We start from the raw sequence: 14,362 nt of genomic DNA, 5'->3' as shown, positions 1-14,362 counted from the left end.
GGCCGGCTGCCGTGTTCCATGCGTGCCTTCGCTTGCCCTGATGCGTTTTTCGCCAACTGACCGCGAGGAGCGTTTCACATGTTAGTCAACACTCACACTCTCTACAGTCCTGACCTGGACGGCCGCATCGAAGCAGCGCTGGCCGCGACCCGGGCGGGGATCCCCGTCATTCTGCTCGACGACTTCGACCGCGAAAACGAAGCGGACCTGATCGTCGCCGCCGACAAGCTGACGGTCGAAACGATGGCGCTGATGATCCGCGAATGCAGCGGCATCGTCTGCCTCTGCCTGTCGGCCGACAAGGTGCGTTCCCTGGAACTGCCGCCCATGGCGCTCGACAACGGCAGCCGCTATGGCACGCCGTTTACGATCTCGATCGAGGCGCGCGACGGCGTCACGACCGGCGTCTCGGCCCAGGACCGCGTGACCACGGTGCGCGCCGCGATTGCGCCGGACGCCAGACCGGAACACCTGGTCAGTCCCGGCCACATGTTCCCGCTGCGCGCCACCCCGGGCGGCGTGCTGGCGCGCGCAGGCCACACCGAGGGCTCCGTCGACCTCGCCACCATGGCGGGCCTGCAGCCGGCCGCCGTCCTCTGCGAGCTGATGAACCCGGACGGCACGATGATGCGCGGCGCAGACATCGAACGCTTTGCCGAGGAACGCGGCTTCCCGATCCTCACGATTGCCGAACTGATCGCCTGGCGCAAGCAACAGGCCTGAGTTGGGCATCCCACAATGAAATACGGCGCCACACAGGCGCCGTATTTGTTTGCATCCGAGGATCGGGATGCAAGTCCATGCGACTTACTTTTGCAGCAGGTTGTTCACCGGCACCAGGTCCGCTTCGCGCAGCGAGCCCGAGGCGGATTTCAGGCGCAGGCCGTTCAGGATCGTGTTGTAGCGGGCGCGCGCCAGGTCGGTGCGGGTCGAGTACAGCTGGCGTTGCGCGTTCAGGACGTCGATGTTGATGCGCACGCCGACCTGGTAGCCCAGCTTGTTCGATTCGAGCGCCGACTGGCTCGACACTTCGGCTGCCTGCAAGGCCTTGACTTGCGCCAGGCCGCTGTTCACGCCCAGGAAAGCCTGGCGCGCCTGCAGGGCGGCGTTGCGGCGGGTCGTTTCGAGGTCGTTCCTCGCCTTGTCTTCGAGCGCGATCGTTTCGCGCACGCGGCTGGTTACCGCAAAACCACTGAAGATCGGCACCGTCCACTGCACGCCGATGGCGTTGTTGCGGGTGTCGCCCGAGCCCGCACTGCGGCCGCTGACGTCGCTGCGTGACGAGCTGGCGACCAGGTCCAGCGTCGGCAGGTGGCCGGCGCGGCTCTTCGAGATATCGCGCCTGGCCGACTCGACCGCCAGTTGCGCGGCGGTCACGCCGTAATTCTGGGTCTCGGCCGAGGAGATCCACTGGTCGGCCGTGGCCGGCTGCGGCGGCGCCAGCGTGACGCCCGGCTGCAGCGGCGCCAGCGTGCCCGGATCGGTGCCGATGATCGCCTGCAGCGCGCTGCGCTTGTTGTCCAGGTCGTTCACGGCGGCGAACTCCTGCGCCACCACCAGGTCATACGCCGCCTGCGCCTCGTGGGTGTCGGTGATGGTTTGCGTGCCGACCTCGAAGTTGCGCTTGGCCGAGGCAAGCTGTTCGGTCACGGCGCTTTTCTGGGCGCGCGTCGATTCCAGCGTGTCCTGGGCCGACAGCACATCGAAATAGGCCTGCGCCACGCGGGTGATCAGGTCTTGCTGGGCTTGCGCGAACTGGGCTTCGGAAATCGCCTGCGCCAGCTTGCTCTGCTCATAGGTCTGCCAGCGGTCCCAGCGGAACAGCGGCTGGCTCAGCGCCAGCGTGTACTGGTTGGTGCGCAGGTTCGAGCCGCCGGCAATAAAAGCGTTTTGCGTCGGGTTGAACTGGGAGACATCGCTGTCGTTCTTGCCGTAGGAACCCGACAAACCGACCGTCGGCAGCAGCCCCGCCCGCCCCTGGGGAACGCGCTCGCGCCCGACTGCGAGCGAAGCGCGCGCACTGGCGAAGGTGGCGTCATTGGCCAGGGCCTGCTGGTACACCTGGATCAGGTCGATCGCGTGCGCATTGAGCGACACGAAAGCGCTGGCCAGCAGCACGGCGATGAGGGGTTTCTGCATTGCGGTCTCCGTCGGAGTCATCAAAGGTTTGGAAAGCAGATCAATATGTCGGCATCGCCGGATCGACCTGCACGGCCCAGGCGTGTATTCCGCCCGTCAAATTCGTTACGTTCTCGAACCCGTTGCGTTCGAGGAAAGCAGCCACCTGCATGCTGCGCGCACCGTGGTGGCAGATGCAGATGATGTCCTGATCGTCCGGCAATTCGCCGGCGCGGATCGGGACCAGGTGCATCGGGATCTGGGTCGAGCCTGCAATATGGCAGGTCTCGAATTCCCAGTTCTCGCGCACGTCGAGCAGGAGCGGACGCGGCTTGGACTCATCCGCCAGGCGTTGCGCCAGCTCCGGCGCGGTCATGTGTTGCATTGTCGCGTCCTCAGAACGTGAAGCGCGACACGGCCGGCGCGCCCGACAGCAGCTTGACGTTGGTCTCGAACAGAGTGACCGTGTCGTAGGCTGCTTCCGAGACGCGCGTCACCAGCACGCATTGCATGGCCGGCGCCTGGCCGACGATGGCGGCGATGCGGCCACCGACTTTTAATTGTTTCAGGAAGGTTTCCGGCAGGTTGTCGAGGGCGCCCGAGATGACGATCACGTCGTAGGGTGCATCCTTTTCCCAGCCGTTGGCGCCGTTGCCCTCGACCACGCTCACGTTCGGGATGCCGGCTTTCGCGATGTTCTGCTCAGCCAGGGCCTTGATTTCCGGCGAGATCTCGACGGTGGTGACGTGACGCGCCTGATGGGCCATCAGGGCGGCCATGTAGCCCGAGCCGGCGCCGACTTCCAGCACGTTCTCGTGCTTTTTGAGGTTCAGTTCCTGCAGGATGCGCGCTTCGATCTTCGGATTGAACATCGCTTCTCCGCCCGGCAGCGGGATTTCCACGTCGGCAAAGGCCAGGTTCTGGTAGGCCTGGGGCACGAACTGTTCGCGCTTGACCACATGCAGCAGGTCGAGCACGTCCTGGTCCAGCACATTCCATGGGCGGATCTGCTGTTCGATCATGTTAAAGCGGGCTTGTTCGATATTCATCTTGATACTCTGTGGATGAGAAATAATCCGATATTTTATCGTTGAACTGCCTCGGAGCGTGTGAAATGCTCTCTGGACGCACATCTTATCGGTATGAAAAACAGATCGCGCGAAATTGCGACAGTCTGCAGTTTGAGGGGGGTGAACGCCGGGAATCCGGCGCCGGCCGATCTCGGCAGTCACGCAGCCGTCGGCTCGGCCGTGGCGCAGGCCGGCAACAGCCCGTGCAGGGCCATGTCGAGGAAGGTGGCCAGAAAGGCCGGGGGCTCGAGGTCGCCGCGCTCGCAGGGACCGATCGAATGCTTCCAGGTGACGAGCATCAGCATCGGCGCGATCAGCACCTGGGTCATCTGGGTAATATTCACCTGGCGGAACTCGCCACGCTTGATGCCGCGCTCGAGCATGCTGGAAATCATGCGCGTACCGCGGTTGATCACTTCATCCTGGTAGAACTTGGCCAGTTCCGGGAAATTACCCGCCTCGGCGGTGACGAGCTTGACGATCCCCGACACTTTATTGGCGCCGATCCGCTCCCACCAGTCCATCATCACCTTGCGCAGCAGGTCGGCGCTGTGGCCCTCGAACTCGGCGACCGAGGACTCGGCCTCGCCGATGACGGGCACGATGCTGGTGCGCACCACTGCCTTGAACAGCTCTTCCTTGTTCTCGAAATACAGGTACAAGGTGCCTTTCGAGACACCGGCGCGGCGCGCGACGTCTTCCAGGCGGGTCGACGCGAAGCCGCGCTCGACGAACAAGTCGATCGCAGCCGCCAGCAACTCTTGCGGACGAGCATCCTTGCGGCGCTCCCAGCGCGGCTTGGTGTCAAAGGGGCATTCCATGCTTCTGTCCGACAACTTAGTATTAAGTCATCGAATATAGACCCGGGCTCGGGGGTAGTCAAGCAGGGTTCGTTCTCTACCATGCCGGCACGCAGCGTTATATACTGTGCGGTTCATTCTCTTCGCCTCGCCCATGAATTGCCGCGACCATTGCGGTGCCTGCTGCACCGCCCCTTCGATCACCAGTCCGATTCCTGGCATGCCCAACGGCAAGCCGGCTGGCGTGCGCTGCGTGCAATTGGACGAGGAGAATCGTTGCCGCGTATTCGGCAAGCCGGAGCGGCCTGCGTTTTGCGGCGGCCTGCAGCCTTCACTGGAAATGTGCGGAGAGAGCCGCGCGCAGGCGATGGTCTGGCTCGACGCCCTGGAGCGGGCCACGGCACCGGACTAGGGCTGCGGCTCAGTGACCGACGCTGCGCTTCTTTTGCTGCACGTGGGCAAACAGCGCGCCCAAGGTCATGCGATCGTCCCAGATGTCGGCCAGCGCGATGCCGTAGCGCTTGCGCAACTCCTTCGCCAGGCGCTCGACTTCCTTCGATTCCGGAATCCATTTCGCAGGATTCAGGGCACGATACACGCCCAGCAACTGGTCGTCGGGACGGAACTTCTGGGTTTCAATAGCGCGGAAGGAAAAGGCGTCGGCAAACAGGGAGAGGAATTCACCGATCTGGCGCTTGGAGGCCGAAGGAAAGGCGCGGCGCCACAAGCGGGCCTGGGAAGTGCGTGCACGGAAAGGATTGGGGATCTGTCCGATGGCAAGGGCGGACCATGCAACCGCCAGCAAGACCAGGATTGCAACAATACTCATCGTCGTACGGCAGAGTGAATCATGAATCCAGTCTAGCACGTGATCCGGCGCCGTGACGCAGTTCGCGCCGATATCGTGCAAGCCGGCTCAACGGCAGCACCTCCGGTCGTGGTAAGCTTCGACCCCGCGCAGAGCGCGCGAAAAATTAAATCGACACCCGCTTTGCGGGTGCCTCCAGGGCAAGGCGCATCGTTGAAGACAGTACGCTAGTACGGCGAATCGATGCAACGCGGCCATGGAGGATTTTTTCACACGCTCGCAGTTCCGCCATCCCCCTACTCTTCCACTACTAACTGAAGCACACATGGACATCCTTCTCGCCATCAAGGCAATCATCATGGGCCTGGTCGAGGGCTTTACCGAATTCCTGCCGATTTCCTCCACCGGCCACCTGATCCTGGCGGGCAGCTTGCTCGATTTTACCGGCGAGAAAGTCAAGGTATTCGAGATCGCGATCCAGGCCGGTGCCATGCTGGCCGTGATCTGGGAGTACCGCGAGCGCATCGCGCGCGTGCTGAGTGGAATGTTTACCGAGCGCCGCCAGCAGAAATTCGTCATCAACCTGGTCGTCGCCTTCCTGCCGGCCGCCGTGCTCGGCCTCGTGTTTGCCAAGGCGATCAAGGCCGAGCTGTTCAAGCCGGTGCCGGTGGCCCTCGCCTTCATCATCGGCGGCCTGGTGATCCTGTGGGTCGAGCGCCGTCCGAAAGGCCAGAAGCAGCAAGGCATGCCGCATGCTTCGCGCATCGAAACGGTCGACGAGATGACGGTCCTGGATGCATTGAAAGTCGGCTGCGCCCAGGCCTTTGCCCTGATCCCGGGCACCAGCCGTTCGGGCGCGACCATCATCGGCGGCATGCTGTTCGGCCTGTCGCGCAAGGCGGCCACCGAGTTCTCGTTCTTCCTTGCCATTCCCACGCTGCTGGCGGCCACCGTGTATTCGGTCTACAAGGAACGCGCGCTGCTGTCGATGGCGGATTTGCCGATGTTCGGCATCGGCGGCCTGGCCGCATTCGTGTCGGCTTTCCTGTGCGTGCGCTGGCTTCTGCGCTACATCAGCTCGCACGACTTCACGATCTTCGCCTGGTACCGTATTGTGTTCGGCGTGATCGTCCTCGTCACCGCGCATTACGGGCTGGTGAACTGGGCGGAATAAGCTGAAGGCAACCCCATGACCACCGAACTGGAAGCGCGCGCGCTTCATCTGCTGCAAACCGTCTTCGGTTATCCCGCCTTCCGCGGGCAGCAGGCCGACATCGTCAATCACGTCGCCAGCGGCGGCGACGCCCTGGTCCTGATGCCGACCGGCGGCGGCAAGTCGCTGTGCTACCAGATCCCCGCGCTGCTGCGCGAAGGGGTCGGCGTCGTCATTTCGCCGCTGATTGCGCTGATGCAGGACCAGGTCGATGCGCTGGAAGAGGTCGGCGTCCGCGCCGCCTTTTTAAATTCGACGCAAACCTTCGAGGAAACCCTGCGCATCGAACGCCTGGTGCGCACCGGAGAGATCGACCTCGTCTACGTCGCGCCCGAGCGCCTGATGACCCAGCGTTGCCTCGACCTGTTCGAGGATTCGCGCATTTCCCTGTTCGCGATCGACGAGGCGCACTGCGTCTCGCAATGGGGCCACGATTTCCGGCCGGAATACATCCGCCTGTCGATCCTGCACGAGCGTTTCCCGGACGTGCCGCGCATCGCGCTCACGGCCACGGCCGACCAGCAGACGCGCGACGAGATCGCGCATCGCCTGCAGCTCGACGACGCCCGTAAATTCGTCTCGTCCTTCGACCGCCCCAACATCCGTTATTCGATCGTCGAAAAGACCACCGGGCGCAAGCAGCTGCTCGACTTCATTACCACCGAGCATCCGGGCGACTCGGGCATCGTGTATTGCCTGTCGCGCAAAAAGGTCGAGGAGACGGCGGACTTCCTCAACGAAAACGGCATCCGCGCGATGGCCTATCACGCCGGCATGGAGTACGCCAAACGCGCCGAGAACCAGGCCAGGTTCCTGCGCGAAGAAAACATCGTGATGGTGGCGACGATCGCCTTCGGCATGGGCATCGACAAGCCGGACGTGCGTTTCGTCTGCCACCTGGACCTGCCGAAAAGTATCGAGGGCTATTACCAGGAAACGGGCCGCGCCGGCCGCGACGGCATGCCGGCCAGCGCCTGGATGGCCTATGGTTTGCAGGACGTGGTGCTGCAGCGCCGGATGATCGACGAATCCGAAGCCGACGAAACGTTCAAACGTGTGCTGGGGGTGAAGCTCGACGCCATGCTGGGGCTGTGCGAAACCTTGTCCTGCCGGCGCATGCGCCTGCTCGACTATTTCGGCGAAGCCTCGGGGCCATGCGGCAATTGCGATACCTGCCTGATCCCGCCTGTGAGTTTCGATGCGACCGTGCCGGTGCAAAAGCTGCTCTCGACCATTTACCGGGTCGACCAGCGCTTCGCCGCCGGCCACGTCATCGACGTGCTGCGCGGCGTACAGACCGACCGCATCGGCCAGTGGCACCATGACGCCCTGTCCGTGTTCGGCATCGGCAACGACCGCAGCGAGCAGGAGTGGCGCGCGATCGTGCGCCAGACCATCGCCCTCGGGCTGATCACGGTCGACCACGAAGCCTACAGTTCCCTGAAACTGACCGACGCCGCGCGGCCTGTATTAAAAGGCGGGCAGAAGGTGCAGCTGCGCCAGTACCAGAAGCCGGTCAAGCCGAAGCGCGCCTTCGCTTCCTCCTCCAAAGGTTACGAGGAAATGGAGCTGTCGAAATCCGAACAGGCGATCTTCGACAAGCTGCGCTGGTGGCGCGTCGAGACCGCGCGCGCGCATGGCGTGCCGGCGTATGTCGTGTTCCAGGATGCGACGCTGCGCGAGATCGCCAAAGTCAAACCAACTTCGCTCGATCAGCTGCGCGGCGTGACCGGCGTGGGCGAAAAGAAACTGGTTTCCTACGGCGACGAGATCGTCGGTATCATCAACGAGATGCTGTAGCGCCCCGCCGCGGCACGTTTTACTCTTCATCATGCACATCGACTCTCCAGCGGCCGCGGCCAACCAGGGCGTGCCGGCCAATGCCGCCAGCCTGCAAACCTTCGTCTTTGCCCTGTTCTTCATTTTCGGCGGCATCACGAGCCTGAACGACGTCATCATCCCCAAGCTGAAGGACTTATTTACCCTTTCCTATGCCCAGGCGATGCTGGTGCAGTCGGCCTTCTTCGCCGCCTATTTCCTGGTCTCGATTCCGGCCGCCGCCATCGTGCGCCGCATCGGCTACATGCGCACCGCCGTGGTCGGCCTGCTGACCATGACGGCCGGTTGCCTGCTGTTCATTCCCGCTTCCTCATCCGGCATGTTCGCCACCTTCCTGGTCGCGCTGTTCGTGCTCGCGTCCGGCATCACGATCGTGCAGGTGGTGGCCAATCCCCTGATTTCCCTGCTGGGCGTTCCGAGCACGGCGCACAGCCGCCTGACCTTCGCCCAGGCCTTCAATTCGCTGGGCACGACCGTGTTCCCGTATGTGGGCGCGATCCTGATCCTCGGTTCGCTCGCCACCGTCGATCCGCGCAGCTTGTCGGGCCTGGCGCTCGACGCCTACCGCGCCGCCGAGACGCGCGTCGTCGTGAAAACCTATATCGGGCTCGCCATTGCGCTGGCGATCGTCGCGGCCATGGTCTGGCACAACCGCAAGAAGCTGGTCGAAGCGAAGGCGCCGAAGGTCAGCATGCTGCGCGCCTTCGAACTGCTGCGCCAGCCGCGCTTCGCCTTCGGCGCCGCCTGCATCTTTCTGTATGTGGGCGCCGAAGTGGCAGTCGGTTCGCTGATCGTCAACTACCTGATGGAAGCGAACGTGCTGGGACTGGATGCGGAAAGCGCCGGCAAGCACGTGCCCCTGTACTGGGGCGGCGCCATGATCGGACGGTTTATCGGCGCGGCGCTGCTGCGCATGTTCTCGCCCGGTAAAGTGCTCGCTTGCGCGGCCGGCATGACGATCACGCTGCTGCTGGTGTCGGCGAATATGTCCGGCCTCGTGTCGGGCTGGGCGCTGCTGGCGGTAGGCTTGTTCAATTCGATCATGTTCCCGACCATTTTCTCGCTGGCCAGCGAAGGGCTCGGGGAACGTGCGGCGGAGGGGTCGGGTCTGATCTGCATGGCGATCGTGGGCGGCGCGATCGTGCCCCTGATCACGGGACATGCGGCCGATGCGGTCGGCCTGAAAATGGCGTTGACGGTGCCGGCGCTGTGCTACGCCATCATCCTGTGCTTCGGAATCTTTGCGCGGCGGCCACGCGCGGCCGGGTGACGTGTATGGCATACCCGTAGGGTGGGCGGGAGACCCGCCCGCCCGACAATTGGCCGTTGTGCTTACTTCTTCGTAAACACCAGATCCCACACCCCGTGCCCGAGCTTCAGGCCACGGTTCTCGAACTTGGTCAGCGGCCGGTACGCCGGCTGCGGCGCATACCCTTCCGCCGTGTTCGCCAAGGCCGGCTCGGCGCCCAGCACGTCCAGCATCTGCACCGCGTAGTCTTCCCAATCGGTCGCGAGGTGGATGTAGCCGCCGGTCACCAGCTTCTCGCACAGCAGTTTCACGAACGCCGGCTGGATCAGGCGGCGCTTGTTGTGGCGCGCCTTGTGCCAGGGGTCCGGAAAATAGATGTGCACGCCGGCCAGCGAGCCGTCGGCAATCATGTGGTGCAGCACTTCGAAGGCATCGTGCTGGATCAGGCGCAAATTCTGGATGCCCTGCTCGCCGATCTGTTTCAGCAGGCTGCCCACGCCCGGCGTGTGCACTTCGACGCCGATGAAATTTTTGTCAGGCATCTGACGTGCGATGTGCGCCGTGGTGTCGCCCATGCCGAAGCCGATCTCGAGGATGGTCGGCGCCTGGCGTCCGAAGGCGGCGGCGTAGTCGAGCATCTCCTTCTTGTACTCGATCAGGAACTGCGGCCCGAATTCCTCGAACGCGCGTGCCTGCCCCGTCGACAAGCGGCCGGCGCGGGTGACGAAACTGCGAATGCGGTGTTCGGTAGGGTCGTAAAGCATCGTACGGGCCGGGCCGTTGTTGGGCGTGTCTTCGGACATGGGAAATGAGAGTGAGGAGAGAACGGCGGACATTATAGCCTACGCCCTTGACGCATTCGCGTGTGATCAGAAAGGCAATCTGCGCCATAATCGGACTTCATACCGACTTTCCCAAGGCCCGCCGATGCATTCGACCAAACACCCGATCGCGATCGAAGACAACGTCGCCACCTTTCAATTGACCTCTTTTCATTACGGCACGCCGGGCCATGGAAAAAAGGTGTACATCCAGGCCTCGCTCCATGCGGACGAGGTGCCGGCGATGCTGGTCGCCCACTTCCTGCGCCAGGAACTGGACCGGCTCGATGCCGAGGGCCGCGTCAAGGGAGAAATCATCCTGGTGCCGGCCGCCAACCCGATCGGGCTGTCGCAGACCATCCACGGCACGCCCTTCGGCCGCTACGATTTATCCACCGGGGTGAATTTCAACCGCGCCTATAAACATGTGGCGAGCGACCTGAAGAAATCGCTCGAAGGAAAGCTGGGCACGGACGCGCAAGCGAACGTCGCCCTGATCCGCGCCCATGCCCGTCAATCGCTGGAAGAATGGGCGCCGACGACGAGCGGCGGGCTGCTCAAAAAAACCTTGCTGTCGATGGCGATCGACGCCGACATCATGCTCGACCTGCATTGCGATAACGAAGCGGTGCTGCACATGTATGCCGGCGAACCGCTGGCCGACGCCGTGCAGCCGCTGGCGACCCTGATGGGCGCGCGTGCGCTGTTGCTGGCGCGCGAGTCGGGCGGAGAACCCTTCGATGAAGCCTGCAGCCGCCTGTGGTGGGACCTGGCGGAACACTTCGGGCCGGAGGTCGCGATTCCGCCGGCCGGCGTCGCTATCACGGTCGAGCTGCGCGGCGAGAACGACGTGCGTTACGAACTGGCCAAGCGGGATGCCGAGGCCCTGCTGCAATATCTGGCGCGCAACGGCGTGCTCGACCTGCCGATCACGCCGCTGCCGGAAGCGCGCTGCGCGCCGACGCCGCTGGAAGCGGTGGAGCCGCTGTCCGCGCCCCACGCGGGCGTGCTGGTCTTCCTGAAAACATTGGGAGATAAGGTCGAGGCCGGCGAAGCGGTGGCCGAAATCGTCAATCCGGTGAGCGGCCAGGTGACGCCGGTGCGGGCGAAACACGCTGGCGTTTTGTTCGCAAGCACGGCGCACCGCCACCTGCTGCGTGGCATGCACGTCTGCAAGATCGCCGGCACGACCGCTTTCCGCGCCGGCAACCTGCTCGGCTCCTAGGTTTTATTCGTGGCGCGCCTGGCGGCCAGCAGCCGCGCGCCGACCGCCAGCACGGTTAAAAGCGGCAGCAACCAGGCCTGGCCCGCGCGCAGTTCCATCAAGGTCGCGCCGCTGACTGCGCACCACAGCAGGGGCACAATCCACAGGAAGGGGCCGGAACGCCACAACAGCAAGGCCGCCAGGGTCATGGCCACCGTCGGGTCAGGTGCGAGGCCGAACAGCTCGGCCCCGGCCAGGCGACGGCCGCCCAGCGGCGCCAGCAGGGGATACACCACCAGCGCCACGCATCCGATGCCGAGCGCCAGCTTGCCGAGCGAACCGGCGGGTTCCGTCAGGCGCGGCGCATCTTTCCGGCTGGCCAGCCAGAACAGCAGCACGGCCTGCAGCGCAAACCCGAGCGCACAGTATGGCGCGCCGGTATTGATCGTCGCATAGCGCTCGACAAAATAACGCCAGGCCACATGCAGCCAGGCCAGCGCCAGCAGGACCGCCGTGGCCCTTCCCGCCCTGGCCCCGCCTTGCGCCAGGCAGACCAGCAGCGCGATCCCGGCGCCGAGCGCGAGCAGGTGGATCGGCCACAGCGCCAGGTTTTGCAGTTCGAACAGGCGAAAATAGGTCGCCTTCGAAAACATCAGCAGGTCCGACGGCCTGTACGTCCACCACTCGCTCATGTGAGCCGCTTCACGTCCGCGGCGATGCGCCGGCGTAGCGTCCCGTCGGGCAAGGGCCCACGCGCGGCCAGCATGTTGTCGCGCGCGTGAGCAGGGTTCGAGGTAGCGGGAATGGCGCAGCTGACATTCGGCTCGGCGATGATGAATTTCAGCAGCGCCTGGGCCCAGCTGGTACAGCCGATCTCCGCCGCCCAGCCCGGCAGCGGCTTGCCGGCCAGCGCCTGCGTCAGCTCGCCCTGGCGAAACGGCCGGTTGACGATGACGCCGATGCGCCGCTCGCGCGCCAGCGGCAGGATCCGGTTTTCCACTTCACGGTCCAGCACGTTATAGCTGACCTGGACAAAATCGAGCGGCCGGGTTTCCATGATTTTGATGAGCTCGTCATGGCGCCGGCCTTCGGAGGTGGTGATGCCGACATAGCGCAGCTGTCCCGCAGCCTTCATGCGCTGCAGGGTAGCCAGGTGTTCTTCCCAGGCCAGCAGGTTGTGTACCTGCAGCAAATCGAACCGCCGCACGCCCCACAGCCTGCGCGAGGTTTCTACTTGGGCCGGGCCGCGGGCGCCGGAACCGATCCACACCTTGTCGGCCGCGAACAGCATCGGCGGATGCTTCAGCTGCGCCAGCGCATGGCCGATCACGGCCTGGGACGAGCCATACATTGGCGATGAATCGATCATCCTCCCGCCCCCGGCCAGGAAAGCCTGCACGACTTGCGTGCAGGCGGCGCGCGCGGCGGGGTCGTCGCCGACATTGAAGGTGATCCAGCTGCCCAGGCCGACGACGGGGAGCAACTCTCCGGAGGACGGGATCGGGCGCGTGAGGATCGGGCTTGTGACAAGCGGGCTCGGCGCCGCGGCCAGTGAAGTGCCCACAGCCGCGCAGGCGCTGCCGGCGAGCATCGCACCCAACAGCGTCCTGCGTTCATTGGAAATGCGCTGCATGTTCACTCCTTCGCTTTGAGTGCCGCCAGCCGGGCTTCGGTCTCGCGGATGGCGAGCTCGGCTTGCCGCTGTTCGCGGGCGTCCTTCCTGAGCATATAGAACACGTTCAGGAGGCAAGTCGTCAAGCCGGTCACGATACCGAAGGCGACACCGGCCCGTTCCAGCGTCACCGCTGCGCCGATCGACGCCAGCGCGCCAGCAATGCTCGAGATTTCCACCATTTTCCATTTCATCGCTCGTCCTCTTCTCATCAGTACATTGAGATACCTCAGCTCGGTATAGTAATACTATACTTTTTAGTAGAGAATTTCTATACTTGTGCGAACCGGGTTGCTATACAATTTCACGATGGAACTTAAAACGATGATCGCCAACTGGATCAAAGAAGCACGGCAAGAGGCCGGCCTGTCGGGCGAAGCGCTGGGGACGAAACTCGCGTTCGAGCTCGGTACGGCGCGCGGCCATACCAAGGCGAACATCTCGCATTGGGAGACCGAAAAACACAGTCCCAGCCTGCAGCAATTGCTGGCGATTGCCAGGGTGACCGGTAAAAGCCTGCCGGCCGCCATCATCGACGGCTTGCGGGGAACGGACCCGGCTGCCCTCTTCCCCGGCGCGATGCGCGTGGTCGTGTCGGACGCCATCGACGCCACCTTTGTGCAAGTACCGATGGTGAAATTACGCCTGTCCGCCGGGGTCACCGGTTTCCAGACCGAGCCGGAATACCACGATGGCGGCACGGTCGGCATGCGGCGCGACTGGATCGAGCGCAAGCGGCTGAATCCGGCGAAGCTGATCGCGATCGTCGTCAAGGGCGAAAGCATGGAACCGACCTTGTACGAGGACGATATCGTCGTCATCAATACCGCCGACCGGAAGCCGGCAGTCGGCGAAGTCTTTGCCGTCAATTTTAATGGCGAGCCGGTCGTCAAGCGCATGCAGAAGGATGGCGGCCGCTGGTGGCTGGCCTCCGACAACCCGGACCAGCGCACCTATTACCGCCGCGCCTGCGAGGGCGACAGCTGCCTGATCATCGGGCGCGTGGTGCGCAAGGAAAGCGACCGGATCTGATGCGGATACAGGTCACGCAATTCGCGCCGCACGGCTCGCCCATCATCGTCGCGCTCGTCGACTCCCCGTTCACCGTGCGCGGCGCCGCCGAGCCGGTACTGAAAAAGGTCACTGAACATTTTCCGGCACAACCGGTCATGCTGGTATCGCTCGAACCCAACGGTTTCCGGGCCTATGCACCGTTTCAGACTGGGGAACTGCTGGCATTGCTGCAGCTGGAGACGCTGGCCTTCGAGGAGATCGACATCTCGCTGCCTGCGCCCGAGCGCGATATGCCCCTGCCGTTTTAACAAAGTCAAAAAGACGCAGCACACAGTAGCTGGTGAATAAAGTACCCACGTCAGACTGGTGCACAGCATGCTATTTCTGGATAACCGTTCTGACATGCTGTGCATCGCCTCTCAGCCCGATGCCATGTGCGCTTCAGTATTGAGCGATTTACTGCCGGGCATTCACTGCCGACTACTTTGTGTACAAAAAAATACACCGCAGGCGCTGAATATTACACAACCAGAACTTTTGTTACTATATAGACA

Annotated in this window: 17 protein-coding genes; 8 read left to right on the top strand and 9 right to left on the bottom strand. The window is 63.5% G+C overall.

What is annotated here, in order from left to right; genetic code table 11:
• Window positions 1-78 precede the first annotated feature (78 nt).
• Window positions 79-723 carry a 3,4-dihydroxy-2-butanone-4-phosphate synthase gene (gene ribB / locus LPB04_RS07835; RefSeq protein WP_193688148.1) on the top strand — a complete coding sequence of 215 codons (645 nt, stop codon included), beginning with the start codon at window positions 79-81 and terminating at the stop codon, window positions 721-723.
• 84 nt (window positions 724-807) lie between these two features.
• On the opposite strand, the gene LPB04_RS07830 is transcribed toward ribB, so the two are convergent.
• The 4 genes from LPB04_RS07830 to LPB04_RS07815 all read right to left on the bottom strand — a co-directional run bounded on the left by LPB04_RS07830 (window position 808) and on the right by LPB04_RS07815 (window position 4,009).
• On the bottom strand, window positions 808-2,139 hold the full coding sequence (locus tag LPB04_RS07830) for a TolC family outer membrane protein (RefSeq protein ID WP_193688147.1): 1,332 nt from the start codon (window positions 2,137-2,139) through the stop codon (window positions 808-810).
• A 40-nt stretch (window positions 2,140-2,179) separates the two neighbouring features.
• On the bottom strand, window positions 2,180-2,503 hold the full coding sequence (locus LPB04_RS07825) for a rhodanese-like domain-containing protein (RefSeq protein WP_193688146.1): 324 nt from the start codon (window positions 2,501-2,503) through the stop codon (window positions 2,180-2,182).
• Window positions 2,504-2,513: 10 nt separating this feature from the next.
• Window positions 2,514-3,167, bottom strand: a complete 654-nt coding sequence (locus LPB04_RS07820) for a protein-L-isoaspartate O-methyltransferase family protein (protein WP_193688145.1) — start codon at window positions 3,165-3,167, stop codon at window positions 2,514-2,516.
• A gap of 179 nt (window positions 3,168-3,346) precedes the next feature.
• On the bottom strand, window positions 3,347-4,009 hold the full coding sequence (locus LPB04_RS07815; protein WP_193688144.1) for a TetR/AcrR family transcriptional regulator: 663 nt from the start codon (window positions 4,007-4,009) through the stop codon (window positions 3,347-3,349).
• A 133-nt stretch (window positions 4,010-4,142) separates the two neighbouring features.
• Here LPB04_RS07815 and LPB04_RS07810 point away from each other — a divergent pair, with 133 nt between their 5' ends.
• Window positions 4,143-4,400, top strand: coding sequence for a YkgJ family cysteine cluster protein (locus LPB04_RS07810; protein ID WP_193688143.1), 258 nt, complete (start codon window positions 4,143-4,145; stop codon window positions 4,398-4,400).
• Between the two features lie 9 nt (window positions 4,401-4,409).
• Here LPB04_RS07810 and LPB04_RS07805 read toward each other — a convergent pair whose 3' ends face one another.
• Entirely contained in the window at window positions 4,410-4,898 is a 489-nt protein-coding gene (locus tag LPB04_RS07805; RefSeq protein ID WP_227496657.1) for a hypothetical protein, read from the bottom strand.
• Window positions 4,899-5,121: 223 nt separating this feature from the next.
• On the opposite strand from LPB04_RS07805, the gene LPB04_RS07800 reads away from it, so the two are divergent.
• The 3 genes from LPB04_RS07800 to LPB04_RS07790 are packed head-to-tail and all read left to right on the top strand — an operon-like array spanning window position 5,122 to window position 9,118.
• Window positions 5,122-5,970 (top strand): undecaprenyl-diphosphate phosphatase, encoded by an 849-nt coding sequence (locus LPB04_RS07800; protein WP_193688142.1) that lies wholly within the window; start codon window positions 5,122-5,124, stop codon window positions 5,968-5,970.
• Between the two features lie 15 nt (window positions 5,971-5,985).
• Complete coding sequence (gene recQ / locus LPB04_RS07795; RefSeq protein ID WP_193688141.1) at window positions 5,986-7,809, top strand: DNA helicase RecQ; 1,824 nt, start codon at window positions 5,986-5,988, stop codon at window positions 7,807-7,809.
• A 31-nt stretch (window positions 7,810-7,840) separates the two neighbouring features.
• Complete coding sequence (locus tag LPB04_RS07790; RefSeq protein WP_193688140.1) at window positions 7,841-9,118, top strand: sugar MFS transporter; 1,278 nt, start codon at window positions 7,841-7,843, stop codon at window positions 9,116-9,118.
• A gap of 62 nt (window positions 9,119-9,180) precedes the next feature.
• Here the strand turns inward: LPB04_RS07790 and trmB are convergent, their stop codons facing one another.
• The gene (gene trmB / locus LPB04_RS07785; protein ID WP_193688139.1) at window positions 9,181-9,861 is read right to left on the bottom strand and encodes a tRNA (guanosine(46)-N7)-methyltransferase TrmB; all 681 of its coding nucleotides are present in this window, start codon (window positions 9,859-9,861) and stop codon (window positions 9,181-9,183) included.
• A 163-nt stretch (window positions 9,862-10,024) separates the two neighbouring features.
• Here trmB and LPB04_RS07780 point away from each other — a divergent pair, with 163 nt between their 5' ends.
• Window positions 10,025-11,143: a succinylglutamate desuccinylase/aspartoacylase family protein gene (locus LPB04_RS07780; RefSeq protein ID WP_193688138.1), complete on the top strand. Its 1,119-nt coding sequence runs from the start codon at window positions 10,025-10,027 to the stop codon at window positions 11,141-11,143.
• On the opposite strand, the gene LPB04_RS07775 is transcribed toward LPB04_RS07780, so the two are convergent.
• Genes LPB04_RS07775 through LPB04_RS07765 form a run of 3 tightly spaced genes read right to left on the bottom strand, consistent with a single transcriptional unit; the run spans window position 11,140 to window position 12,988 of the window.
• Window positions 11,140-11,814 carry a DUF6064 family protein gene (locus tag LPB04_RS07775; protein ID WP_193688137.1) on the bottom strand — a complete coding sequence of 225 codons (675 nt, stop codon included), beginning with the start codon at window positions 11,812-11,814 and terminating at the stop codon, window positions 11,140-11,142. The genes LPB04_RS07780 and LPB04_RS07775 overlap by 4 nt on opposite strands.
• Window positions 11,811-12,755, bottom strand: coding sequence for an aldo/keto reductase (locus LPB04_RS07770; RefSeq protein WP_193688136.1), 945 nt, complete (start codon window positions 12,753-12,755; stop codon window positions 11,811-11,813). The genes LPB04_RS07775 and LPB04_RS07770 overlap by 4 nt, the downstream gene beginning before the upstream one ends.
• A gap of 2 nt (window positions 12,756-12,757) precedes the next feature.
• The gene (locus LPB04_RS07765) at window positions 12,758-12,988 is read right to left on the bottom strand and encodes a holin (protein ID WP_193688135.1); all 231 of its coding nucleotides are present in this window, start codon (window positions 12,986-12,988) and stop codon (window positions 12,758-12,760) included.
• 115 nt (window positions 12,989-13,103) lie between these two features.
• On the opposite strand from LPB04_RS07765, the gene LPB04_RS07760 reads away from it, so the two are divergent.
• Both LPB04_RS07760 and LPB04_RS07755 read left to right on the top strand, forming a co-directional pair.
• Entirely contained in the window at window positions 13,104-13,826 is a 723-nt protein-coding gene (locus LPB04_RS07760) for a S24 family peptidase (protein ID WP_193688134.1), read from the top strand.
• Window positions 13,826-14,116, top strand: a complete 291-nt coding sequence (locus LPB04_RS07755; RefSeq protein WP_193688133.1) for a hypothetical protein — start codon at window positions 13,826-13,828, stop codon at window positions 14,114-14,116. Before LPB04_RS07760 ends, LPB04_RS07755 begins: the two co-directional genes overlap by 1 nt.
• Window positions 14,117-14,362: the final 246 nt, after the last annotated feature.

The sequence above is a fragment of the Massilia litorea genome, from assembly GCF_015101885.1.
Taxonomy (GTDB): Bacteria; Pseudomonadota; Gammaproteobacteria; order Burkholderiales; family Burkholderiaceae_D; genus Telluria; species Telluria litorea.
This window is presented reverse-complemented; position numbering and strand designations above follow the sequence as displayed.